Genomic DNA, 25213 nt, shown 5'->3' on the forward strand with positions numbered 1-25213 from the left:
GGCCCGCACCATCCGTATTCCGGTGCACATGATCGAGACGATCAACAAGCTCAACCGTATTTCCCGCCAGATGTTGCAGGAAATGGGTCGTGAACCGACACCGGAAGAGCTGGGCGAACGCATGGAGATGCCTGAGGACAAAATCCGCAAGGTATTGAAGATCGCTAAAGAGCCGATCTCCATGGAAACCCCGATCGGTGATGACGAAGACTCTCATCTGGGTGACTTCATCGAAGACTCGACCATGCAGTCGCCAATCGATGTCGCCACTGTCGAGAGCCTGAAAGAAGCGACTCGCGAAGTGCTGTCCGGCCTCACTGCACGTGAAGCCAAAGTACTGCGCATGCGTTTCGGTATCGACATGAACACCGACCACACACTCGAAGAAGTGGGCAAACAGTTTGACGTAACGCGTGAGCGGATTCGTCAGATCGAAGCCAAGGCGCTGCGCAAGCTGCGCCACCCGACGCGAAGCGAGCATCTGCGCTCCTTCCTCGACGAGTGATACCAGAACCCCCGGCCCAGGCCGGGGGTTTTGTTTATATGGCAGATTAAATTCCTCGCAACGCCCCTCCCCCGCATACCCCGTCTACACTCGAAACATTCACCCCCGAGCCATAACGAGACCGTTATGCCCAGACTGGCGCCCGTGCTTTTTTTGCTGTCACTGATGATCTGGACCGCAACGGCTGACGCGCTGACTCTGACCGATGAAGAACGTAGCTGGCTGGCGGCTCACCCCGATTTGCGCCTGGGTGTAGATGCTTCATGGCCGCCGTTTGAGTTCCGTGACGAACAGAGCCGTTATCAAGGCCTCGCTGCGGACTACATCGACGTGATCCGCCAACGCCTGGCGATCAAACTCACGCCCGTCGAGCCCTCGAGCTGGACCGAAGTGCTGGAGCAGGTGAAAAAGGGTAAAATCGACCTGCTGCCGGGCATCATGTCCACGCCAGAGCGCCAGAACTATCTGTCGTTCACCCGCCCCTATCTCGACTTTCCGATTGTCATCCTCGCCCACGTCGGCGGCGCGCAGCCGCGCAAGATTGAAGACCTGTACGGCTTGAAAATTGCCGTAGTGGAAAACTACGCCCCTCACGAATTGCTGCGCACCCACCATCCGGATCTGAATCTGGTGGCCATGCCCAATGTCAGCTCGGCATTGCAGGCGCTGGCAACCGATGAAGTGGACGCAGTGGTCGGCGATCTCGCTTCCAGTGTCTGGAGCCTGCGCCAACTCAAGCTCGACGGTTTGTATGTCAGTGGTGAAACCCCGTACCGCTATCAACTGGCGATGGGCGTGCCCCGCGACAACAAAATGTTGGTGGGTATTCTGGACAAAGTCATTGCCGACATGACCCCGGAAGAAATCAGCAGCATTCAGGAACACTGGGTCGGCAGTGTCCTCGATCACCGGACGTTCTGGTCGGACTTGCTGGTCTACGGCCTGCCCGGCCTGCTCCTGCTGGTGATCGTGCTGGCCGTGGTGATTCGCATCAATCGGCGTCTGAGTTCGGAAATTGCCCGCCGCGTCGACCTCGAACAGGAACTGCGCAGCAGCGAATATCACTATCGCGGCCTGGTCGAGAGCCTTTCGGCCATTGCCTGGGAAGCGCGGATGAGCGACTTCACCTACAGCTATGTTTCACCACACGCAGAGGATTTGCTCGGTTACCCGCAGTCGCATTGGCTGATTCCGGGCTTCTGGCGCAACATCATTCACCCTGCCGACCTGACTCGAGCCCAAGGCATCTGCGATCAGGCCGTGCGCGAAGGGCGCGATCACACCCTCGACTACCGGGTGATTACTGCCGACGGGCGTTGCCTGTGGGTGCGCGACATCGTCAGCCTGATCGAGCATGGTCACGAGCCGGTGATGCGCGGTTTGATGATCGACATCAGTGAAACCAAGCGCACCGAAGAAGCACTGCGTCTGTCGGAGCAGAAGTTCGCCTCGGTATTCCAGCAATGCCCGGACATTCTGGTGATCGCGCGGCTCTCCGACGGCTGCCTGCTTGAAGTCAACGAAGCCTTTGAAGAACAGATCGGACTGAAAGCCGAAGAAGTCGTGGGCCAAACCGCCACCGAACTGAATATATGGGGTATTCCCGGGGTCGGCCCGGGACTGTTGCAGCGCTTGCAGGCCGGCAGCATCCGCAATTTGGAAATGCCTTTTCGCCGCAACAACGGCCAGGTGTTTACCGGGCTGATTTCTGCCGAGCCATTCGATCTCGACACCACGCCGGCGCTGGTGGTGGTGGTACGCGACATCACTCAGCTCAAGGAAACCCAACAGCAACTGCAAACCTCCGAAGAGAAGTTCGCCAAAGCTTTTCACGCCTCGCCGGACGGCTTGCTGCTGTCGCGCCAGAGCGATGGCTTGCTGCTGGAGGTCAACGACGGTTTTAGCCGCATCACCGGCTTCAACAGCGCCATGTCGGTGGATCGTTCGGCGTTGGACTTGGGGATTTGGGTCAACCTCAACGAGCGCAAACAGATGCTCGATCTGCTGCACCGCGACGGGTTTGTCCGCGACTTTACCTGCCATATCCGCCGCAGCGACGGGCAGATTCGCCTCTGCGAAGTCTCCAGCCGTCCGCTGCCGATTGGCGATGAAGACTGCATGCTGACCATCGCCCGGGACATTACCGAACGCCACCTGATGCAGGAAAAACTGCAGCAGGCCGCGACCGTGTTTGAGAGTACCGCCGAAGGTGTATTGATCACCGACACTCAGCAGCACATCAGCGCGGTTAACCGTGCCTTCACCGAAATTACCGGCTACAGCGAAAGCGAAGCCCTCGGCCATACCCCGCGGCTGCTCGCCTCCGGTCTGCATGACAGCGCGTTTTATGCGGCGATGTGGCATCAGTTGACCGACGAAGGTCACTGGCAAGGCGAGATATCCAACCGGCGCAAGAACGGCGAGCTGTACCCGAGCTGGCTGACCATCAGCGCCGTGCGTAACCGCGATAAATTCATTACCCATTTCGTCGCAGTGTTCGCTGACATCTCCAGCCTCAAGCATGCCCAGGCCAAACTCGATTATCAGGCACACCACGACCCGCTTACCGGCCTGCCGAATCGCACGCTGTTTGAAAGCCGCCTGCTGATGGCGCTCAACGGTCAACAGGAAAATGGCGGTCAAGGTGCCGTGTTATTCCTCGATCTCGACCGTTTCAAACACATCAATGACAGTCTCGGCCACCCGGTCGGCGACTTGCTGCTCAAAGGCATCGCCGTGCGCCTCAAGGAGCAACTGCGCGATATCGACACCGTGGCGCGACTCGGTGGCGATGAATTCATCATCCTGCTGCCCGGCCTGCAACAAGCCAGCGATGCCGATAACATCGCCACCAAACTGCTCAATTGCTTCGGCGCGCCGTTCCAGGCGGGCGAACACGAGTTTTTCATCAGCGCCAGTATCGGCACCAGCCTTTATCCACAGGACGGTTGCGACGTCGCCACGCTGGTCAAAAACGCTGACGCCGCGATGTACCGCTCCAAGGCCAAGGGTCGTAACCGCGTCGAGAGCTACACCCGCGACCTCACCGCGCAGGCCAGCGAGCGAGTCGCGTTGGAGCACGAATTGCGGCGAGCCATCGAGCGCAACGAACTACACCTTTATTACCAACCGAAAATCAGCCTCGAAGACCATCGTCTGGTGGGCGCCGAGGCGCTGATCCGCTGGCGTCACCCAACGTTCGGCGAAGTACCTCCGGAGCACTTTATTCCGCTGGCCGAAGAGAACGGCATGATCTTGCAGATCGGCGATTGGGTGCTGGAAACCGCCTGCCGGCAGATGTTCGAGTGGAGCCAGATCTACGATTGCCAGACGCCCCTGTCGGTCAACCTTGCCGGCGCGCAACTGCGACAGCCGAATCTGCTCGCGCGTATCGAGCAACTGCTCAAGGACAACCGTCTCAGGCCGGATTTACTGCAACTGGAAATTACCGAAAACTTCATCATGAGTCAGGCTGAAGAAGCGCTGGCCGTACTGCACCAACTCAAACACCTCGGTGTACAACTGGCGATTGATGACTTCGGCACCGGTTATTCTTCACTCAGTTACCTCAAGCGTTTGCCGCTGGATATCCTCAAGATCGACCAGTCTTTCGTCCGCGGATTGCCCGATGACCCCCACGACGCGGCGATTGTGCGCGCCATCATCGCACTGGGTCGCAGCATGCAATTCACCGTGATTGCCGAAGGCGTGGAAACCCAGGCGCAGCAACAATTCCTCGCCGCCGAAGGCTGCGAACAGATCCAGGGCTACATCGTCAGCCTGCCGCTTCCGCCAGAAGAATTCGCCGCAACGTTTCTGCGTATTACCGTATCGGATTTTTCGGATAGCACAGCCGCCAAACCGTCGCTATAATCCGCGGCCTACTGAGGGCCTATAGCTCAGTTGGTTAGAGCAGAGGACTCATAATCCTTTGGTCCACGGTTCAAGTCCGTGTGGGCCCACCAAATTGAAAGCCGCGCAAAATGCGCGGCTTTTTCTTGGGTGATCGATCGCGGACTCAGATCTTGACGAATGCAATGTTCGGAAGACGGCCGCAAGATCTGTAGGAACCTTCTGAATCCATTCTTTTACCCCACTTCCAGCCTTGTTGATCTTTTCCCCGAGCACGTAATCTCCGGACGGCCGCCGCCCGTCCAGGATTGTTTTCATGCTCGTAAATGCTGCCCCACTGATAAAGGAAGCAGCCGATCAACACACATGGATCGATCTTGCTTTACCCGACCTGCGCACACTGCCGAGAGAACTGCGATCAACTGCGATTGAAGAAGTAAAAATGACATGCTTGTCGTAGTCGACGTGCGCAACGGGCACATCATCTGGAACTTCATGCATGCCCCGGCAAGAGCCATGAACAAACACCGTCAGGGCGAGCTTCTGTACAAGCGATACTTTCTCCAGGACCAAGAAAAAGGGCAGCCATGAGGCTGCCCTTGATATTTGAATCCTGATATTTGCATCCTCAGGAAATGGGATGAAGAGGTCTCACCTTACACCGATGTTGCAGCATCGCTGAGGTACCTACGTCTGCTAATGCCCTGCAATGCAGCAGATTTCGCGCTCTTGTTGGCATTCTTGACAAAGAGGGCTGGCAAGTCAAATCAATTGTCAGGTCTTTTGTTTCAACAAAAAAAACATGGTCAACACTTGGATGCACCCTTCGATTATTGCTCACAAGCGCCTCGCCAGTTGAGCCTGTAACATGCTCGCCCAAAGATCCACGCCCAATGGAGCGCACCCCTTGCCAGACATTCGCCCGCCCGTGCTTGATGAAATCGATCGTCAGTTGATCGCTGCCCTGCAGATCAATGCCCGCGAGAGCGTGGCGATGCTTGCCCGGCAGTTGGGCATTGCGCGCACCACGGTGACGTCGCGACTGGCGCGGCTGGAAAAGGCCAAAGTGATCACCGGTTATGGCGTGCGCCTTGGTCAGCGGGTGATTGATGGCGGGTTGCAGGCGTATGTCGGGATCAAGGTGCAGCCACGTTCCGGCAAAGAGGTGGTGCGCCGGTTGAGTGCGATGGCGCAGGTGCAGCAGTTGTGTGCGGTGAGTGGCGAATTTGATTACGTGGCGTGGTTGCGTACGGATTCGCCGGAGCAGCTTGATCAGTTGCTGGATCAGATTGGTAGCGTGGATGGGGTGGAGAAGACCACGACTTCGATTATTTTGAGTAGCAAGATTGATCGGGGGCAACCGGTCTGATTTTTCCGCCGTGGCTTCTCGGGGGAATTTAAGGGCCTCTTCGCGGGCAAGCCCGCTCCCACAGTGATCTTTGTGCAGCCCACTATCGTCATATTGATCGTTAAAATGGCGAAACGACGACACTTTGCGTCTTATTAACGTGTTCTGCGCTCCCTAGAATGGCTGGCATCTTTTCCTATACTCAGACGCGCATCCCGCGTCGAGTCGCCAGCAAGGTCAGCCATGAACAAGAACAATCGCCATCCTGCAGACGGTAAAAAGCCAATCACCATTTTCGGCCCGGACTTTCCTTTCGCCTTCGACGACTGGATCGAACACCCGGCTGGCCTCGGCAGCATTCCCGAACACAACCATGGCGCTGAAGTGGCGATTGTCGGCGCGGGCATCGCCGGTCTGGTGGCGGCTTACGAACTGATGAAGCTCGGTCTGAAACCGGTGGTTTACGAGGCGTCGAAGATGGGCGGCCGTTTGCGCTCGCAGGCGTTCAACGGTACCGATGGCATCGTCGCTGAACTCGGCGGCATGCGTTTCCCGGTGTCTTCCACGGCGTTCTATCACTACGTCGACAAACTCGGCCTTGAGACCAAGCCTTTCCCGAACCCGCTGACGCCAGCCTCTGGCAGCACGGTGATCGACCTCGAAGGCAAAACCCATTACGCACAGAAACTCGCGGATCTTCCTGCACTGTTCCAGGAAGTGGCTGACGCCTGGGCGGATGCTTTGGAGGCGGGCTCACAGTTTTCCGATATCCAGCAGGCAATTCGCGAGCGAGATGTTCCGCGTCTCAAGGAACTGTGGAACACCTTGGTGCCGCTGTGGGATGACCGCACGTTCTACGATTTTGTTGCCACCTCCAAGGCGTTCGCCAAGTTGTCGTTCCATCATCGCGAAGTGTTTGGTCAGGTCGGTTTCGGCACGGGCGGCTGGGATTCGGACTTCCCCAATTCGATGCTGGAAATCTTCCGCGTAGTGATGACCAACTGCGACGATCACCAGCACTTGGTGGTCGGCGGCGTTGAGCAGGTCCCGCAAGGCATCTGGCGCCATGTGCCGGAGCGCTGCGTGCACTGGCCTGAAGGCACCAGCCTGAAATCGCTGCACCGTGGCGCGCCACGTTCCGGCGTGAAGAAAATCGCCCACGCGCCGGACGGTCGTTTTGCCGTCACTGACAACAACGGCGACACCCGCGAATACGCAGCAGTGCTGACCACTTGCCAGAGCTGGCTGCTGACCACCCAGATCGAGTGCGACGAAACCCTGTTCTCGCAGAAGATGTGGATGGCCCTCGACCGCACGCGCTACATGCAATCGTCGAAGACTTTTGTGATGGTCGACCGGCCATTCTGGAAGGACAAGGACCCGGAAACCGGTCGCGACCTGATGAGCATGACCCTTACCGATCGCCTGACCCGTGGCACCTACCTGTTCGACAACGGCGACGACAAGCCGGGGGTGATCTGCCTGTCGTACTCGTGGATGAGCGACGCGCTGAAAATGCTCCCGCACCCGGTGGAAAAACGCGTGAAGCTGGCGCTCGACTCGCTGAAAAAGATCTACCCGAAAGTCGATATCGCCGCACGCATCATCGGCGATCCGATCACCGTGTCATGGGAAGCCGATCCGCATTTCCTCGGTGCATTCAAAGGCGCCCTGCCCGGCCACTATCGCTACAACCAGCGCATGTACGCGCACTTCATGCAAGACGATATGCCGGCCGAACAGCGCGGGATTTTCATCGCTGGCGACGACGTCTCGTGGACGCCGGCGTGGGTTGAAGGCGCGGTGCAGACTTCGCTGAATGCGGTGTGGGGGATCATGAAACATTTCGGCGGCGTCACACATAAAGAGAACCCGGGCCCGGGTGATGTGTTCAAAGAGATTGGCCCTATCGCCCTGCCCGAGTAAGAGGAATCCCTGATGCGTGTAGCCCTTTACCAATGTCCGCCACTGCCACTGGACCCGTCCGCCAACCTCAAGCGCCTGCATCAACTGGCGATGGAGGCTCAAGGCGCCGACCTGCTGGTGCTGCCGGAGATGTACATGACCGGCTACAACATCGGTGCCGAAGCGGTGAGCACGTTGGCCGAGGTCTACAACGGCGAATGGGCGCAGCAGATTGGCAGGATCGCCAAGGCTGCCGGTCTGGCGATCCTCTACGGTTACCCCGAACGCACCGCTGACGGACAGATCTACAACGCCGTGCAGTTGATCGACGCCCACGGTGAGCGCCTGTGCAATTACCGCAAGACGCATCTGTTCGGTGATCTTGATCGCTCGATGTTCAGCCCCGGCGAGGGTGAATTCCCGGTAGTGGAACTCAACGGCTGGAAGCTCGGGTTCCTGATCTGCTACGACCTGGAGTTTCCGGAAAACGCCCGGCGTCTGGCCCTCGACGGCGCCGAACTGATTCTGGTGCCGACGGCGAACATGATTCCTTTCGACTTCATCGCGGACGTTTCCGTACGCTCGCGGGCCTTCGAAAACCAGTGTTACGTGGCCTACGCCAACTATTGCGGCCACGAGGGCGATATCCACTATTGCGGCCAAAGCAGCATCGCCGCACCCAATGGTGAGCGCATCGCTCAGGCCGGACTCGATGAAGCCTTGATCGTCGGAGAGCTGGATCGCCAATTGATGGCCGACTCACGCGCCGCCAATCGCTACCTCAATGACCGTCGCCCAGAGCTTTACGACGCGCTGAACAAGCGCTAATCCGCTAGCATTGGCACTTCACTGTTCTGGAAGTGCCCATGCCTGCGCCGACTCACCCCCGCCCCCACACTGAAACCCTGGCCAACGGCTTGCGCGTGACCCTGCGTCACATCCCCGGTCTGACCCGCAGTGCCGCGGCTTTGCGGGTTGCCGCCGGTAGCCATGACGTACCTTTGGCATGGCCGGGGCTGGCGCATTTCCTTGAGCATCTACTGTTTCTCGGCACCGAGCGTTTTCCTGCAAGCCAGGCGCTGATGTCCTACGTACAGAGTCACGGCGGACAGGTAAACGCCAGCACTCGCGAGCGCACCACCGACTTCTTCTTCGAGCTGCCGCCTCGATCCTTCAATGAAGGGCTTGAGCGTCTGTCAGACATGCTCGCCCACTCGCGTATGAATCCGGACGATCAGTTGCGGGAACGCGAAGTGCTGGACGCGGAATTTGTCGCGTGGTCGCAAGATCCAGCGGCTCAGCAGGAACTCGCGTTGTACGAAGGCTTGTCGGCGGAGCATCCGTTGCGCGGATTCCATGCGGGCAACCGAGACAGCCTTCCAGTGGAACAAGCGGCGTTTCAGCAGGCACTGAAGGACTTCCATCAGCAGTTTTACTGCACAGGACAGATGACCCTGAGTCTGGTCGGTCCCCAGAATCTGGAAGAGTTGCGCGCATTGGCGGAACAGTTTGCGGCGGCGTTGCCGGTTGGGGATAACGTTGCGCAAGTCGCGCCGTTGCCATTGATCGACGCTGCGGCAAAAAGTTATCAACAGGTCGCGGATCTACGCCTCAATCTGCTTTTTGCATTCGAGGCATTACCCGAGTCATCCGCCGAAGCGCTGGGGTTTCTCTGCCACTGGTTGAACAGCAGCAAACCGGGTGGTTTGCTCGCCCACTTGCAGCAACAAGGCCTCGCCGATAGCCTGACTGCCGCGCCGCTGTACCGCTTTGCCGGGCAAGCCTTGTTGCACCTGGAGTTTGTTGCGCCCGCGGAATCAGCGCCGGCCATCGGTGAACAACTGCAGGATTGGCTGAGCTTTTTCGCTGCGCAACAGGATTGGGTGTCGTTGCGTGAGCAGTACGCCGTCCTGCTTGAGCGACAACAGCAAATCAGCGGTGCGCTGCAATTGGCACGCAGCGACAGCGAACAACTCGGCAGCGGCCTGCCGGAATCCGGGGTTGTTGCGCTCAAGCACATCCTTGGCGAAATCGGCGCTGTGGATAATTTCAGCAGCCACTGGCACCTGCCTGCCACCAACCCGTTCCTGCGTGCCGCCGAGCCTTTGGCCAACGCCGGGTTGATTCGCGGCCAGACCAGCGCTCACCGTGGCCTGCGCACCTTTGCACAGGATCGCTCGCGCGGTCGTCGCGAGCGGTCGTCCATGCAATTCAGCCAGGCGCTGCCGGACAATACTGATCACGGTGCGATTTATCTGCGCTGGCAAATGGAAGCGTCGGCAAGTGCCGATCTGCAAGTGAAGTTGCAACGCAGTCTTCGGGAAACTCGGGACGACGCGCTGCAGGCCGGAGTCGACGTGTCCCTCACCACGACGGGCAATCAGTGGTTGCTGAAACTGACGGGGCTGCAAGAACCAATGCCGGAAGTCCTCGAACACGCGCTGAAAAATCTGACGCAGGTTGACGCCGATTCGCCCAAGGGCGAGCCGCAATCGCCGTTGATTCCAATCCGGCAACTACTTAAGGTCTTACCCGAATCTTGCCTGCCATCGGTGGCGCCGTCCGATGACGCCAAACACCTGTGGACAACTGCGCGCTGGGACGGACTGACGCTGGGCCTCAACCCGCAGACCCAATCCGCCATGGGCCTGGCTTTGAGCCGCATCCCGGGTGTATCGGACAATCAGCTGTCTGCACCTGTGGCGAACAACGCCAAACATATGTGGAACCACATCGACACCCAATCCGGTGAGCATGCACTGTTGCTGTTCTGCCCGACCGCCAGCGGCGAAATAGCCAATGAAGCTGCATGGCGCCTGCTAGCGCACTTGTCCCAGACGCCGTTCTATCAGCGCCTGCGGGTCGAGTTGCAGCTGGGATATGCGGTGTTCAGTGCCTTGCGGCAAATCCACGGTCAGACCGGGTTGCTGTTCGGTGTGCAATCACCCATCGTCGCCCCTGCGCAACTGCTCGATCACATTCAGCAGTTCCTCAATGGCATTCCGATGCTGATCGAACAGCTTGATGACGCCGGGTTCAGCCAGCAGCGTCAATCACTGGCTGACCAGTTCGCTATTGAGTCGCTGTCCAGTAGAGACGCCGCCGATCTCCTGTGGCAGGGCGAGCTGGCCGGCCATTCGTCGGATTATCTGGCACAACTGGTCGCGGCCATCGGTCAACTGGATCGCCCGACATTGCTTGCCGCTGCTCAAGGTTTGAACAACGCCGAGGCCGGCTGGCGCTGTCTCGCCAGTTGCGCGGCACCGGGTGCGCCGTGGCAAGCGGCAAAATGATCATTACCGGGGCTGCAAGGAGCTTTCTCAAAGATTCACGGGCAATCCCGTTGAAATTTTGAGTAACATAGCAGCCTAACTATTTGGAACATCCCAGCGCTGCCGTGGACTATACCTATGGATAGCGCTATCTCACCCACCTGAAGGAGACACCCCATGGCTTGGACTAAACCTGCTTACACCGACCTGCGTATCGGCTTCGAAGTCACCATGTACTTCGCCAGCCGCTGAGTTCTGCTTCTGGAACATTGCAGTGCAACGCCTCGGCTCGCCGGGGCGTTTTATTTTCAGCGTTGAAATGATGGAGCGTTCATGTTCGTCCAGATTCTGGGTTCGGCCGCCGGTGGCGGTTTTCCGCAGTGGAATTGCAACTGCGTCAACTGCGCAGGTTTTCGTGATGGCAGCCTGAATGCACACGCCCGCACCCAATCGTCCATCGCGATTTCTGACGATGGCGTGAACTGGGTGTTGTGCAATGCCTCGCCAGACATCCGCGCGCAGTTGCAGAGCTTCGCCCCGATGCAACCGGGCCGCGCCCTGCGTGATACCGGGATCAGCGCGATCATCCTGATGGACAGCCAGATCGACCACACCACGGGCCTGCTCAGTCTGCGCGAAGGTTGCCCGCATCAGGTCTGGTGCACCGACATGGTCCATGAAGACCTGAGCAGCGGCTTTCCACTGTTCACCATGCTCACCCACTGGAATGGCGGGTTGAACTGGAATCGCATCGAACTCGATCAGAGTTTCACCGTGGCCGCGTGCCCGAACCTGCGTTTCACCCCGCTGCCATTGCGCAGCGCGGCACCGCCATACTCGCCACACCGTTTCGACCCGCACCCGGGCGACAACATCGGCCTGATCGTCGAAGACCTGAAAACCGGTGGCAAGCTGTTCTATGCACCGGGGCTGGGCAAGGTTGACGCGCCGCTGCTGGAAATCATGGCCGGCAGCGACTGCTTGCTGGTCGACGGCACGATGTGGGATGACGATGAGATGCAGCGTCGCGGCGTCGGCACCCGCACCGGTCGCGAGATGGGCCATCTGGCGCAGAACGGCCCCGGCGGCATGCTTGAAGTGCTGGAGCAATTGCCCGAGCAGCGCAAAGTGCTTATCCACATCAACAACACCAACCCGATTCTCGATGAAGATTCGCCGCAGCGCGCGGAACTGGCGCGGCGTAATGTTGAAGTGGCGTTTGATGGCATGAGTATTGTGCTGTAAGCAGTTGACACCGCGGCGCGGCCATCGCCAGCAGGCTGGCTCCCACATTGGGTTTTGGTGTGCACAAACCCCTGTGGGAGCCAGCCTGCTGGCGATGAGGCCTGAGCAGACACCACAGAATCCAACGGTTGTTCCCGGAGAACAGACATGACCGACACGCCAATGTCCCCCACCGAATTCGAAGCCGCGTTACGCGCCAAAGGCGCCTTCTACCACATCCATCATCCCTACCATGTGGCGATGTATGAAGGCCGCGCCAGCCGCGAGCAGATTCAGGGCTGGGTCGCCAACCGCTTCTACTATCAGGTGAACATTCCCCTGAAAGACGCGGCGATCCTCGCCAATTGCCCGGACCGCGAAATCCGTCGCGAGTGGATTCAGCGCCTGCTCGACCACGACGGCGCCCCCGGTGAAGACGGCGGCATCGAAGCCTGGTTGCGCCTCGGTCAGGCGGTCGGCCTCGACCCGGATCAATTGCGCTCTCAGGAACTGGTGTTGCCCGGTGTTCGCTTCGCAGTCGATGCCTACGTCAACTTCGCCCGTCGCGCCAGTTGGCAGGAAGCCGCCAGCAGCTCGCTGACCGAATTGTTCGCGCCGCAGATCCACCAGTCGCGCCTCGACAGTTGGCCGCAGCATTACCCGTGGATCGATCCGGCCGGCTACGAATATTTCCGTACCCGCCTCGGTCAGGCGCGGCGTGATGTCGAGCATGGTCTGGCGATCACGCTTGAGCACTACAAGACTCGCGAAGGCCAGGAGCGCATGCTGGAAATTCTCCAGTTCAAACTGGACATCCTTTGGAGCATGCTCGATGCCATGAGCATGGCCTACGAACTGAACCGTCCGCCGTATCACAGCGTCACAGCAGAACGGGTCTGGCATAAAGGAATCACCTTATGAGTTTCGACCGCAGCAAGACTCCGACCTGGCGTCCCGGCTATCGCTTTCAGTACGAACCGGCGCAGAAAGGCCATGTGCTGCTGTACCCAGAAGGCATGATCAAACTCAACGAAACCGCCGCGTTGATCGGCGGCTTGATCGATGGCGAACGGGATGTCGCAGCGATCATCGCCAAACTCGATGAACAGTTCCCCGGCGTGCCTGAACTCGGTGAAGACATCGAGCAATTCATGGAGGTTGCCCGTGCGCAGCACTGGATCGAACTTGCCTGAGTCATCGGTGCAAGTACCGCCAAAACCGGAAATCGGCCTGCCGCTGTGGCTGCTCGCCGAGTTGACTTATCGCTGCCCGCTACAGTGCCCGTACTGCTCCAATCCACTGGATTTCGCCGAGCAGGGCAAAGAGCTGAGCACCGAGCAGTGGATCAAGGTATTCCGCGAAGCGCGGGAAATGGGCGCGGCACAATTGGGCTTCTCCGGTGGTGAGCCGCTGGTGCGTCAGGATCTGGCCGAGCTGATCCATGAGGCGCGGCAGTTGGGTTTCTACACCAACCTGATCACATCCGGCATCGGTCTGACCGAGCAGAAAATCAGCGACTTCAAGAAGGCCGGGCTCGATCACATTCAGATCAGTTTTCAGGCCAGTGACGAGCAAGTGAACAACCTGCTCGCCGGCTCGAAGAAGGCCTTCGCGCAGAAGCTGGAAATGGCACGCGCGGTGAAGGCTCACGGTTACCCGATGGTGCTTAACTTTGTCACTCATCGGCACAACATCGACAAGATCGACCGCATCATCGAGCTGTGCATCGCCCTCGAAGCGGACTTCGTCGAACTCGCCACTTGCCAGTTCTACGGCTGGGCGCAGCTCAACCGTGTCGGCCTGCTGCCGACCAAAGAGCAACTGGTGCGCGCCGAACGCATCACCAACGAATACCGCGCCAAACTCGAAGCCGAAGGGCATCCGTGCAAGCTGATTTTCGTCACCCCGGATTACTACGAAGAACGCCCGAAAGCTTGCATGAACGGCTGGGGCAGCATATTCCTGACCGTTACGCCGGACGGCACGGCCCTGCCCTGTCATGGCGCCCGGCAGTTGCCGGTGCAATTTCCCAATGTGCGCGATCACAGCATGCAGCACATCTGGTACGACTCGTTCGGCTTCAATCGCTTTCGCGGTTACGACTGGATGCCCGAGCCGTGCCGCTCCTGCGATGAAAAAGAAAAGGACTTCGGTGGCTGCCGCTGCCAGGCTTTCATGCTGACCGGTGACGCGAGTAACGCCGACCCGGTGTGCAGCAAGTCCGAACAGCATGGCGTGATTCTCAAGGCCCGCGAAGAAGCTGAGCACGCCACCCAGACCATCGAACAACTGGCCTTCCGTAATGAACGAAACTCGCGCCTCATCGCCAAAGGCTGAACCTTTCAGCGCCACTCAAGCCGTCGCCGCCGGTGTGGATTTCGCCGAACTGCAGCTCGGCGCCAACGGTTTGTTCTGGAATGAATACCGTCCAGCAAACGCTGCGTGTCGCATCTGGCACTGGCGCGATGGTGTGGCGACGTGTCTGACGCCTGCGGGTTTCAGCGTGCGTAGCCGGGTCTACGAATATGGCGGTGGAGCGTTTTGTCTGACGCCTGACGGAATCGTGTTCGTCAACGAGGCGGATCAGCAACTGTATCGACAGACGCTCGGCGATGAGCCTCAGCCGCTGACCTCAGGTGAGTGTCGTTACGGTGATCTGCACTTTGCGGCGCATCAGGTGCTGGCGGTCGAGGAAAACCATGATCAGCATCGTTTGGTAGCGATTGATCTGGCGGACGGCAAGCGGCATTTGCTGGCGCAAGGGGCGGACTTTTATGCTGCGCCGATCATCAGCCCGGACGGCCAGCGACTGGCGTGGATCGAGTGGAGCCGTCCGCATCAGCCGTGGACTTCTACGCGATTGATGGTCGCCGAGCGTTCCGCCAAAGGTGCTTTCTCGACACCCCGTTGCGTGGCGGGCGACGGGATTGAAGAGTCGATCCAGCAGCCGCGATTCGACGCTGCCGGTCGATTGTATTGCCTGTCTGATCGTGGCGGGTTCTGGCAACCGTGGGCTGAGTCATCGAACGGCTTAAACCCGCTGCCCGCTGCTGCGGCCGATCACGCTCCGGCTCCGTGGCAACTGGGCGGCTGCACCTGGCTGCCTATTGGTGACGGCCATCTTTCGACCTGGAGTGAAGGCGGTTTCGGTCGTCTTGACCTGTGTGGCAAAGACTTCACCGGCGCCTACAGTCGCTTCCGGCATCTGGCGCTGGATCAGCAGTTTATCTATTGCATCGCGGCCTCGCCGATCAGCCCTTCGGCGGTGATCGCCATTGATCGTGACTCCAGAGAAGTAAAGGTATTGGTCGGTGGTGTAGCGCCATTGCCAGCCGAGCGCATCAGCCGTCCGCAGACCCTGTGTTATCCGAGCGGCGCTGGCGAAGCACACGGTTTCTTTTATCCGGCGATGACTGACGAAGTCCGACCGCCGCTGGTGGTGTTCATTCACGGTGGCCCGACTTCGGCCTGCTACCCGATACTTGATCCACGCATTCAGTACTGGACCCAGCGCGGCTTTGCCGTTGCAGACCTCAACTATCGCGGCAGTAGCGGATATGGCCGCGAATACCGACAGGCCTTGCACCTGAGCTGGGGCGAAGTGGATGTCGAAGATGCGTGCGCGGTGGTGGCCTATCTGGCTGAGCGCGGCATGATCGACGGTGATCGCGCCGTCATTCGTGGCGGTAGCGCTGGCGGCTATACGGTGTTGTGCGCCTTGGCGTTTGAACAAGTATTCCGCGCTGGCGCCAGTCTCTACGGGGTCAGCGATCCGGTGGCACTGGGCAAGGCTACGCACAAGTTCGAAGGCGATTACCTCGACTGGCTGATCGGTGATCCTGAGCAAGACGCAGAACGCTACGCCGCTCGCACGCCGTTGCTGCACGCCAGCAATATCCGCGTTCCGGTGATCTTCTTTCAGGGTGAGCTGGACGCCGTGGTCGTGCCGCAACAGACCCGCGACATGGTCGCCGCGCTGGAGCACAACGGCATTCCGGTCGAGGCGCACTACTACGCAGATGAACGCCATGGCTTCCGCCGGGCCAGTAATCAAGCGCATGCGCTGGAGCAGGAGTGGACGTTTTATCGGCGGGTGATGGGGATGGTGGACTGAAGTCCACGTCCATCCTTCAGAACCGTGGCGCCACAATCGCGGGCAAGCCCGCTCCCACAACGATCTCGGTCGCTCACGAATTCTGTGTACGCCATAGAACCTGTGGGAGCGGGCTTGCCCGCGATATCGATCTATCGGGCGCCGCCGTATTTAGCGCTTGGCGATGATGTACACCGCATGCACGATCCCGGGAATGTAGCCGCACAACGTCAGCAGAATGTTCAGCCAGAACGCCCCGCCGAAGCCGACTTGCAGAAATACACCCAGCGGTGGCAACAGAATGGCGATGATGATGCGGATAAAGTCCATGAGCGTGCTCCTGAGGGGTTGGCCCAAATGAGCCATACAAGCTAATCGACCCGCGCCGTTCGTCAGGGTTCAGTGCAAACACCGACTCCGGCCATTTGTTCGCCATTACCCCACACAAAAAAACGCCCCACGCCAAAAGAATCAGGCGTGAGGCGTGCGTTATACCGCGAGACGGTTCTTGAATTAGGGCAGGACGGTTCGGATCAGACGGCAATCCCTTTGCGGCATTGCAGTTGCGCGGTGCGTACGCGGGAGAAGGCCCGGGCCAGGCGCAGGAGCATTTCGTCGATGTTGGTTTTGCTGACGGTCAGCGCCGGGGTGAAGCGCAGGCAGTTGGCTTGCGGGGCGTTGAGCAGCAGGCCTTCGTGCAGTGCGGCACTGACTACGGCTTCTGCCGAATCATCTGACAGGCTCAGTCCCCAAAACAGACCTTGTCCGCGCAACTCACCCTGGCCGTAACGATGCGCCAGACGGGCGAGGCCTTCACGCAGGTGTTGGCCATTGTCTTTGACCTGCTCAAGGAAGGTGCGATCCTGCACGCTGTCGAGCACAACCAGGCCAGCAGCGGTCATCAAGGCATTGCCATGGTGGGTGCCGCCCAATTCGCCGGGTTCGAAACAGCAGGCCTTGCCCCGCGCCAGCAACGCCGCCAATGGCACGCCGCCGCCAAGGCCTTTGCCGAGGACGACGATATCCGCACGAACGCCGTAGGACTGTTCGGCGAGCAAGGTGCCACAGCGGCCGATACCGGTCTGCACTTCGTCGAGGATCAACAGAATCCCCAGTTCGCGGCACAGCCGCTCGACGCCTTTGAGGTAATGCTCGGTCGCGGGAATCACCCCGGCATCGCTCTGGATCGGTTCGAGCATGATCGCCACCGTCTGCGCATCGACTGCGACGTGCAGCGCCGGCAGGTCGTTGAACGGCACCAGATCGAAGCCCGGCAGCAGCGGTGCGAAACGGTTGTGCAGATTGCAACTGTCTGACGCCGACATCGTCGCCAGACTACGGCCGTGACAACCTTGTTTCGCAACGATGATGCGAGACGCTCCGCCGCGATGCAGCTGCCCCCATTTGCGCGCCAGTTTGATCGCCGCTTCACAAGCTTCGCTGCCGCTGTTGAGCAGGTAGGCTTGGTCGCTCGAAGTGCTGGCACACAGCCGTTCGGCGAGGCTGAGCATGCCGCGATTGTGCAGATTGAAACCGGGATTGATCAGCGACTGCGCCTGACTGGCGATGGCCTTGACCAGCGCCGACGGGCTGTGGCCGAGGCTATTGGCGCCGCCAGCCTGGGAGAAGTCGAGGTAAGCGCGGTCATTGCTGTCCCACAACCACGAACCCTGCCCCCGGACGAAGACCTGCTGCGGCCGCTCGACGCTAGGCATCAAACGCTCGGCATTCAGGCTATCGCCAGCCTCGGTTTCGCCAGCCTCGTAAGCCAGATCATCCAGACTTGGCGCCTGACGCCGCAAACTGAACAGATTCATTGAAAAAAACCTCCTTTGAGGTTTTTTGAACTGCCTATGTAAACGCTTTTGACACTAACGCTATTCATCGCGCTTTATGGCCCTGTAAGCCCCGTTAATGCGGTTAGACTAGGCCGACTCACGGCGCCGAGCCATTTCGATTTCCCAGCATTTTCGATAAGCATTACTTATGGATTTCAAACAACTGCGTTATTTCGTCGCGGTCTACGAAGAAGGTCATGTCGGCCGTGCCGCCGAGCGCCTCTCGATCTCCCAGCCAGCCTTGTCGCAGCAGATCCGCCAGCTCGAACAGAACCTCGATGTCAGCCTGTTCGAACGCAGCAGTAAACGCCTGCTGCCAACCCTCGCCGCCCACACGTTGTACAACCATGCTTTGCCGCTGCTGGATGGTTTGCAACGGGCGCGGGAAGCGCTGGGCAACTTCAAGGGTCAGGCGTTGCGCACCTTGGCGATTGGCGTACTGCAAACCGTACACACCAGTCTGGTGCCGCAGATGCTTGAACGGGTGCGCAAGGCCCAGCCGCATCTGGTGGTGCAGATCTATGAACTCACCGGACTGGAAATCGAACGGCGCCTGCTCAACGGTTCGCTGGACATCGGCATCAGTTACCTGCCACCACGTCAGCCCGGCCTGCATGGGGTGATGCTCTACGAAGATGAACTGACGCTGGTGATCCCGGCGGATCATCCGTTGCGCGAATTCAAGAAGGTCTCGATGAAGCAGGCCGCCGAGTTGCCGATGTTGCTGCTGGGTGAAGAGTTTCAGATTCGTCAGATCTGGCAGGCGCAACTGGCCAGCCTCGGGCGTCGTCCGCAGGTGCAGGCAGAGCTGAACAATATGGTGGGGATTCTCGACAGCTTGCCGCATACCCGTCTGGCGACAGTGCTGCCGGGGCGTTCGCAAAAGGAATATGGCGATCAGGATCTGCTGTGGAAACCGCTGAGCGAACCACGGGTGCCGCTGAAAGTCGGGCTGGTATGTCGCGATGTGCAACGCCAACAAGCCTCTTTGGCGCTGTTGCGAACGTTGCTGGAGGAAGTGATGCAGCGCGAAGGGAAACCGCTGAAAGGCACGCCATCACTGGATGACCTGAGCTGAGGCACTTTTCTTCAGGCAAAAGAAAACCCCGCCGAAGCGGGGCTTTGCAGACTGTTTCCCTGACATCCATTTCACTCCGCCACCCTGGCAGAATCCTACGTGTCCGTGTTGTTGCTTTGAGCTTCCTGCTCGACGTCCATGAAATGTAGATTAGCCGTGGATCCAATTGGCGCATATGGGAGAACAGCAGCACGTTATGTAAGAGATTGCTTACATAACGTTTTGGATCAGAATTGCGCGGCGTCCAGCAGGAACAACGACTCGCTGCCAGCCTTCACCGACGCGCTCAACGAGTGAATGCGCGGCAGCAGACGGGCGAAGTAAAAACGAGCGGTGCCGAGCTTGCTGGCGTAGAAATCTTCCTGAGTTTCTTTGCCCAGCGCAGCTTTCGCCATCAGTGCCCACATGTAGGCGTATGCCACATAGCCGAACGCTTGCAGATATTCGACCGAGGCCGCGCCGATTTCATTCGGGTTGTTTTTCGCCCGATCCAGCAGCCACGCTGTCAGTTCGTCGAGGGTATCGACGGCGTCGTTCAGCGGCTTGGTGAACTCGGCCAAATCGGCATTGGCAGTTGCGGTGAAGTGGCGAATCTCGTCAGCGAACAGCTTGTAGAACGCGCCACCGCTACCGACGATCTTGCGACCGACCAGGTCCAGCGCCTGAATGCCGTTGGTGCCTTCGTAGATCTGGGTGATGCGCACATCACGCACCAGTTGCTCCTGACCCCACTCACGGATGTAGCCGTGGCCGCCGAAAATCTGCTGGCCGTGAATCGTGGTTTCCAGACCTAGATCGGTCAGGAACGCCTTGGCCACTGGCGTCAGCAGCGCGACGAGGTCCTCGGCACGCTTGCGGGTGGTTGGGTCTTCGCTGAACTTGGCGGTGTCGAGTTGCATCGCCACGTAGGTGGAGAACGCCCGGCCACCTTCGTTCGAGGCTTTCATGGTCAGCAGCATGCGACGCACGTCCGGGTGGACGATGATCGGGTCAGCGACTTTGTCTTTGTTCTGCGCGCCGGTTGGCGAACGGCTTTGCAGACGATCACGAGCGTATTCGACAGCGTTCTGATAAGAGCGCTCGCCAGTGGCCAAACCCTGAATACCAACGCCCAGACGCTCGTAGTTCATCATGGTGAACATCGCGTTCAGGCCCTTGTTCGGCTCGCCGACCAGATAGCCCACAGCTTCGTCGAAGTTCATCACGCAGGTCGCGGACGCCTGAATGCCCATCTTGTGTTCGATCGAACCGCAGTTCGCCGGGTTGCGTGCGCCCAGGCTGCCGTCGGCATTGACCATGAACTTAGGCACCAGGAACAGCGAAATACCTTTCGGGCCCGCTGGAGCATCCGGCAGTTTTGCCAGTACCAGATGGATGATATTTTCGGTGAGGTCGTGTTCACCACCGGTAATGAAGATCTTGGTGCCGCTGACCTTGTAGGAACCGTCGGCCTGAGGTTCGGCCTTGGTACGGATGATCCCCAGATCGGTGCCGGCATGCGGCTCGGTCAGGCACATGGAACCGGCCCAGATCCCGGCGTACATGTTCGGCAGGTACGCGGCTTTCAGTTCTTCGCTGGCGTGGGCGTTGATCGACAGACAAGCGCCGGCCGTCAGCATTGGGTACAGACCGAACGACAGGCTGGCGGAGTTGACCATTTCTTCAACCTGGGCCGACACGGCTTTGGGCATGCCCATGCCGCCGTAGGCCGGATCACCACCAACGCCGACCCAACCGCCTTCGGCATAAGTCTGGTAAGCCTGTGGAAAACCGGCTGGCGTGGTGACGGCACCGTCCGCCCAATGGCAACCTTCTTCGTCAGCGGCACGGCTCAGGGGCGCGATGCTTTTGCTGGTGACCTTGCCGGCTTCTTCGAGAATGGCTTCAAGGGTTTCCGCATCGACGGTCTCGGCCAATGCAGGCAGTTCGGCCCAGAGTTTGGCGACCTCGAATACTTCGTTGAGGACGAAGCGCATATCGCGCAGCGGCGCTTTGTAGTCAGCCATGGCAAACCTCGCAAGATCTAAACAGGTGATTCGTGGAATGGTGTTTTCGTTGGGGCCGAGTGTACCCCAACAACTTTTGCGACACATAGGGTCAACCGGTGACTGATTTGTTATTTTTAGTCATCGTGAAAAAATCGCAGCCCTCGGCATCTCCTACAGGTAAAACTCTATCCCGTGTAGGAGCTGCCGAAGGCTGCGATCTTTTGATCTTTCCTACAGCGCAAACACTTCGGCTGGCAGTTGCATCAAACAATCACTCCCCGCCTCAATCGCCGCACGATGCGCCGCCGTTCTCGGCAACAAGCGCTTGAAGTAAAACTCGCACGTCGCCAATTTGCCACGCAGATAATCCGCCTCCCCCTCGCCCGCCTCCAGTTGCGCCTGCGCAACCAGCGCCATGCGCAGCCACAGGTAGCCGAGGATGATGTAACCGCTGTACATCAGATAATCCACCGACGCGGCCCCGACCTCATCCGGGTTCTTCATCGCCGCCATGCCGACCTTCATGGTCAGCTCGCCCCATTGCTGATTGAGCTGATCAAGCTGAGAGACGAAACCACCCAACTGCGGATGCCCGGCATTAGCTGCGCAGAGCTTGTGGACGATTTTGGTGAAGCCGCGCAGCAACTTGCCCTGACTGCCAAGCACCTTGCGCCCCAGCAGATCGAGCGCCTGAATGCCGTTGGTGCCTTCGTAGATCGGCGCGATCCGGCAATCGCGAACAAGCTGCTCCATGCCCCACTCACGGATAAATCCGTGGCCGCCGAAGATCTGCATGCCGAGGTTGGTCACTTCCAGCCCGGAGTCGGTCATGAACGCTTTGCAGATCGGCGTGAGGAAGGCCAACAGGTCTTCGGCCTCCTGACGTGCCTCGGCCTCAGCGCTCAGATGCGCGTTATCGAGTAGCTGCGCGGTGAAGTAGGTCAGCGCACGGTTGCCTTCGTTGAAGGCTTTCATGGTCAGCAGCATGCGCCGCACGTCCGGGTGGACGATGATCGGGTCCGCCGGTTTGTCCGGGGCTTTGACACCGGTCAGCGAGCGCATCTGCAAGCGGTCATTGGAGTACTTGATCGCCCCCTGAAAACTCGCCTCCCCCAGACACAGGCCCTGCATCCCAGTGCCGAGCCGTGCGTGGTTCATCATGGTGAACATGCAGTTGAGGCCCTTGTTCGGCTCGCCGATCAAAAAGCCTTTGGCATCGTCGAAGTTCAGCACGCAAGTGGCCGATGCCTTGATGCCCATCTTGTGTTCGATCGAACCGCAGGAAACCCCGTTGCGCTGCCCCGCTTCGCCGGTCGTGTCCGGGAGGAATTTCGGCACGATGAACAGCGAAATACCCTTGGTGCCGGCTGGCGCGTCGGGCAACTTGGCCAACACCAGATGGATGATGTTGTCGCTCATGTCGTGCTCACCGGCAGAGATAAAAATCTTGCTGCCGCTGATCGCGTAACTGCCGTCGGCCTGAGGCACGGCGCGGGTCTTGATGATGCCCAAGTCAGTGCCGCAATGGGCTTCGGTCAGGCACATGGTGCCGGTCCACTGGCCAGCGGTGAGTTTGCTCAGGTAAGTATTTTTCTGCTCTTCGGTGCCGTGGGCATGGATTGCCGACATCGCGCCGTGGGTCAGCCCCGGGTACATGCCCCAGGACGTATTGCTGGAACCGACCATCTCGCTGATCACCAGCCCCAGCGAACTCGGCAAGCCCTGCCCGCCATAAGCCGGATCTGCCGCCAGACCGTGCCAGCCGCCCTCGACATATTGTGCGAAGGCTTGCTTGAAACCTGTAGGCGTTGTTACCACGCCATTGTCGAAATGGCAGCCCTCTTCGTCACCGCTGCGATTGAGCGGCGCCAGCACGTTCTCGCAGAACTTCGCGCCTTCTTCGAGGATCGCGCTGATCATGTCCGGGCTGGCTTCATCGGCACCCAGGGCGGCGTAGTTGGCGTGGAAGTCGAAGACGTTGTCGATCAGAAAGCGCATGTCGCGCAGGGGGGCTTTGTACTCAGGCATGGTGCTTCTCCGTCAGCAGATTTCTTCAACCTACTGCCGGCCACCACGCCTCACAATCACTGTCCAGACGCTGAATGCGCTGTCATCACTCAACCCGCAGCAGCGTCCATGCGCACCGCGCCACGGCGGTTCTGCCCGTACGCCACCACACAGTTACGCCCGGCGCCCTTGGCTGCATAGAGCGCCTCGTCGGCGGATTTCAGGACTTGTTCCGGGTTGCGCTGCTCCAGCCGTTCGGCTACGCCAATACTGACGGTGACCGAAACACTCGACGCGCCAGAGCCGGCTCGGCGCTGACGACCTTGCTGATCGTCATTCGGACGGTTTTCCTGATTGCGCAGTTGAATGCTGTAAGACGCGATCGACTCGCGGATCACTTCCAGGTGCGGCATGCATTCTTCGAGGGTCTTTCCGGCGAATACCAGAGCAAATTCCTCGCCGCCATAGCGATACGCCCTACCGCCGCCGCTGATCTTCGACAGCTTGCTGGCAACCAGACGCAGAACCTGGTCACCCACATCGTGACCGTGGGTATCGTTGAATTTCTTGAAGTGGTCAACGTCGCTCATCGCCAGCACATAGTTGCGACCCAAACGCTGCATGCGTTCGTTGAGTGCGCGGCGTCCCGGCAGACCGGTGAGTTCGTCGCGGAAGGCCATTTGATAGGCCTCATGCGCAACGGCGGCAGCGATCATCAACATCACCTGGCTGCACATGATGTTCAGGGTGAACGGCAGGATGAAGGTTTTCGGCAGCATCCAGAACACCCCGAGCAAGCCGACCAGTTGCGCCGCGTGCAGCGGTCGCGGGTTGCGCCAGTATTGCCAGGCCAACAGCACGAATGCCGAGATGAACACCGGATACGACAACTGGATCAGACTCATCCACGCGCCATGCAGCGCTGGCCAGCGGATCTCCGAAAGCCACATCAGCAGCGCTTGCGGGTAACTTTGCTCAAGCCCGAGGGCGACGCTGCCGAAGGCCAGCAACACGGCGAACCGCGCCACCATGTCCTGAAACAGGTGCGTACGTTCCTGCCACGCCGCGAACAGGCCAAACAACAGAGGCAGCAGCAGGCACACCAGATGGAACACCACCGCAGCGTCTTCACGCACTTTGCCGTTGTCGCGGTAATAGTCGGTCTGGGTGTCGAGCAGGAAGTAGGCGATGTACACCGTGAGCATCAGAAACAGTTCGCGCTGACGTCGGTAAACCGCACAGTAAGCACCACCCAACAGCAGCACCAGAGTCGGCAATACGTTGAACAGTGAAGTGAAAAACACGTTGAGGTCTTTGACGTACGCAGCCGACAACCCCGCGAGTAACAACAGCAGTGATGGTAAAAAATGGCTAAAACGTACAGCGGAAGAACGCGGCAAGGGGTTGAACTCCGACCCGGCAAAAGATGGCATTGTGCCTGCATTTAGAGCAGTTAAGCACATGCAGTGTGACCTGCGTCACATCGAAGCCTCTTTAACGGCAGGAAATCAGCTTTTCTTAGCGTTTTAGTGGGGAATTTAGCGCTGTTAAACAATTATTCATGAGGCATAAAAAAAGCCGCTGTCCCCGGAGGGAGCAGCGGCCGTGAAACTTGCCCTGAGACTTAGTAGCCCAGTGCGAAGTCTTCTTCTTTCATGTCCATCAGGTTATTGGCGCCCGACAGCATGGTGGCCACGTGTGTACGGGTACGCGGCAGGATGCGCTGGAAGTAGAAGCGCGCGGTTTGCAGCTTGGCGGTGTAGAACGCCGCGTCGCTGGTGCCTTCTGCCAGCTTCTCGGCTGCCAGACGCGCCATGTCGGCCCAGAAGTAAGCCAGGCAGGCATAACCGGAGTACATCAGGTAGTCCACGGAAGCCGCGCCAACTTCTTCGCGGTCTTTCATGGCAGCCATACCGACCTTCATGGTCAACTCGCCCCACTCTTTGTTCAGTGCAGCCAGCGGAGTGACGAATTCCTGAACGGCTTCGTTGCCTTCGTTGGTCTGGCAGAACTTGTGGACGATCTTGGTGAAGCCTTTCAGAGCCTCGCCTTGAGTCATCAGCACTTTACGGCCCAGCAGGTCGAGTGCCTGGATACCGGTGG

Annotated in this window: 18 protein-coding genes, 1 tRNA gene and 1 pseudogene; 14 read left to right on the forward strand and 6 right to left on the reverse strand. The window is 59.2% G+C overall.

Annotation, left to right across the window (positions count from 1 at the left end):
- The 13 genes from ACIOZM_RS19575 to ACIOZM_RS19635 form a co-directional block, all read left to right on the forward strand.
- A partial coding sequence (locus ACIOZM_RS19575; protein WP_007251959.1) for a sigma-70 family RNA polymerase sigma factor occupies nt 1-505 on the forward strand: 505 nt, incomplete at its 5' end.
- A gap of 126 nt (nt 506-631) precedes the next feature.
- Nucleotides 632-4378 carry a bifunctional diguanylate cyclase/phosphodiesterase gene (locus ACIOZM_RS19580; RefSeq protein ID WP_401216442.1) on the forward strand — a complete coding sequence of 1249 codons (3747 nt, stop codon included), beginning with the start codon at nt 632-634 and terminating at the stop codon, nt 4376-4378.
- Between the two features lie 15 nt (nt 4379-4393).
- Nucleotides 4394-4470: transfer RNA gene (locus tag ACIOZM_RS19585), tRNA-Ile, on the forward strand.
- Between the two features lie 794 nt (nt 4471-5264).
- Nucleotides 5265-5726 (forward strand): Lrp/AsnC family transcriptional regulator, encoded by a 462-nt coding sequence (locus ACIOZM_RS19590; protein ID WP_401216443.1) that lies wholly within the window; start codon nt 5265-5267, stop codon nt 5724-5726.
- Between the two features lie 222 nt (nt 5727-5948).
- Nucleotides 5949-7631, forward strand: a complete 1683-nt coding sequence (locus ACIOZM_RS19595) for a flavin monoamine oxidase family protein (protein WP_401216444.1) — start codon at nt 5949-5951, stop codon at nt 7629-7631.
- A 12-nt stretch (nt 7632-7643) separates the two neighbouring features.
- Nucleotides 7644-8438 (forward strand): carbon-nitrogen hydrolase family protein, encoded by a 795-nt coding sequence (locus ACIOZM_RS19600; protein WP_401216445.1) that lies wholly within the window; start codon nt 7644-7646, stop codon nt 8436-8438.
- Between the two features lie 38 nt (nt 8439-8476).
- Nucleotides 8477-10903, forward strand: a complete 2427-nt coding sequence (gene pqqF, locus ACIOZM_RS19605; protein ID WP_401216446.1) for a pyrroloquinoline quinone biosynthesis protein PqqF — start codon at nt 8477-8479, stop codon at nt 10901-10903.
- Nucleotides 10904-11059: 156 nt separating this feature from the next.
- Nucleotides 11060-11134 carry a pyrroloquinoline quinone precursor peptide PqqA gene (pqqA, locus tag ACIOZM_RS19610; protein WP_003444522.1) on the forward strand — a complete coding sequence of 25 codons (75 nt, stop codon included), beginning with the start codon at nt 11060-11062 and terminating at the stop codon, nt 11132-11134.
- Between the two features lie 81 nt (nt 11135-11215).
- Nucleotides 11216-12127, forward strand: coding sequence for a pyrroloquinoline quinone biosynthesis protein PqqB (gene pqqB, locus ACIOZM_RS19615; RefSeq protein ID WP_401216447.1), 912 nt, complete (start codon nt 11216-11218; stop codon nt 12125-12127).
- A gap of 147 nt (nt 12128-12274) precedes the next feature.
- Nucleotides 12275-13027, forward strand: coding sequence for a pyrroloquinoline-quinone synthase PqqC (gene pqqC / locus ACIOZM_RS19620; protein WP_401216448.1), 753 nt, complete (start codon nt 12275-12277; stop codon nt 13025-13027).
- Nucleotides 13024-13299: a pyrroloquinoline quinone biosynthesis peptide chaperone PqqD gene (gene pqqD / locus ACIOZM_RS19625; protein WP_401216449.1), complete on the forward strand. Its 276-nt coding sequence runs from the start codon at nt 13024-13026 to the stop codon at nt 13297-13299. The genes pqqC and pqqD overlap by 4 nt, the downstream gene beginning before the upstream one ends.
- A gap of 7 nt (nt 13300-13306) precedes the next feature.
- Nucleotides 13307-14443, forward strand: coding sequence for a pyrroloquinoline quinone biosynthesis protein PqqE (pqqE, locus tag ACIOZM_RS19630; RefSeq protein WP_401216492.1), 1137 nt, complete (start codon nt 13307-13309; stop codon nt 14441-14443).
- Entirely contained in the window at nt 14409-16220 is a 1812-nt protein-coding gene (locus ACIOZM_RS19635; protein ID WP_401216450.1) for a prolyl oligopeptidase family serine peptidase, read from the forward strand. The genes pqqE and ACIOZM_RS19635 overlap by 35 nt, the downstream gene beginning before the upstream one ends.
- 150 nt (nt 16221-16370) lie before the next feature.
- On the opposite strand, the gene ACIOZM_RS19640 is transcribed toward ACIOZM_RS19635, so the two are convergent.
- Together ACIOZM_RS19640 and ACIOZM_RS19645 are read right to left on the reverse strand one after the other, a co-directional pair.
- Nucleotides 16371-16529: a YqaE/Pmp3 family membrane protein gene (locus ACIOZM_RS19640; RefSeq protein WP_003228885.1), complete on the reverse strand. Its 159-nt coding sequence runs from the start codon at nt 16527-16529 to the stop codon at nt 16371-16373.
- A 203-nt stretch (nt 16530-16732) separates the two neighbouring features.
- Nucleotides 16733-18016, reverse strand: coding sequence for an aspartate aminotransferase family protein (locus ACIOZM_RS19645; protein ID WP_401216451.1), 1284 nt, complete (start codon nt 18014-18016; stop codon nt 16733-16735).
- Nucleotides 18017-18185: 169 nt separating this feature from the next.
- On the opposite strand from ACIOZM_RS19645, the gene ACIOZM_RS19650 reads away from it, so the two are divergent.
- Nucleotides 18186-19115: a LysR family transcriptional regulator gene (locus ACIOZM_RS19650; RefSeq protein ID WP_401216452.1), complete on the forward strand. Its 930-nt coding sequence runs from the start codon at nt 18186-18188 to the stop codon at nt 19113-19115.
- Nucleotides 19116-19342: 227 nt separating this feature from the next.
- Here ACIOZM_RS19650 and ACIOZM_RS19655 read toward each other — a convergent pair whose 3' ends face one another.
- The 4 genes and pseudogenes from ACIOZM_RS19655 to ACIOZM_RS19670 form a co-directional block, all read right to left on the reverse strand.
- Nucleotides 19343-21121 (reverse strand): acyl-CoA dehydrogenase C-terminal domain-containing protein, encoded by a 1779-nt coding sequence (locus ACIOZM_RS19655; RefSeq protein ID WP_401216453.1) that lies wholly within the window; start codon nt 21119-21121, stop codon nt 19343-19345.
- 213 nt (nt 21122-21334) lie between these two features.
- Complete coding sequence (locus ACIOZM_RS19660) at nt 21335-23131, reverse strand: acyl-CoA dehydrogenase C-terminal domain-containing protein (RefSeq protein WP_401216454.1); 1797 nt, start codon at nt 23129-23131, stop codon at nt 21335-21337.
- A gap of 89 nt (nt 23132-23220) precedes the next feature.
- Nucleotides 23221-24510, reverse strand: a complete 1290-nt coding sequence (locus ACIOZM_RS19665) for a GGDEF domain-containing protein (protein ID WP_401216455.1) — start codon at nt 24508-24510, stop codon at nt 23221-23223.
- 224 nt (nt 24511-24734) lie between these two features.
- Nucleotides 24735-25213 (reverse strand): annotated as a pseudogene (locus tag ACIOZM_RS19670) (phenylacyl-CoA dehydrogenase); the annotation flags it as partial.

Source organism: Pseudomonas sp. NPDC087346, from assembly GCF_044744235.1.
Lineage (GTDB): Bacteria > Pseudomonadota > Gammaproteobacteria > Pseudomonadales > Pseudomonadaceae > Aquipseudomonas.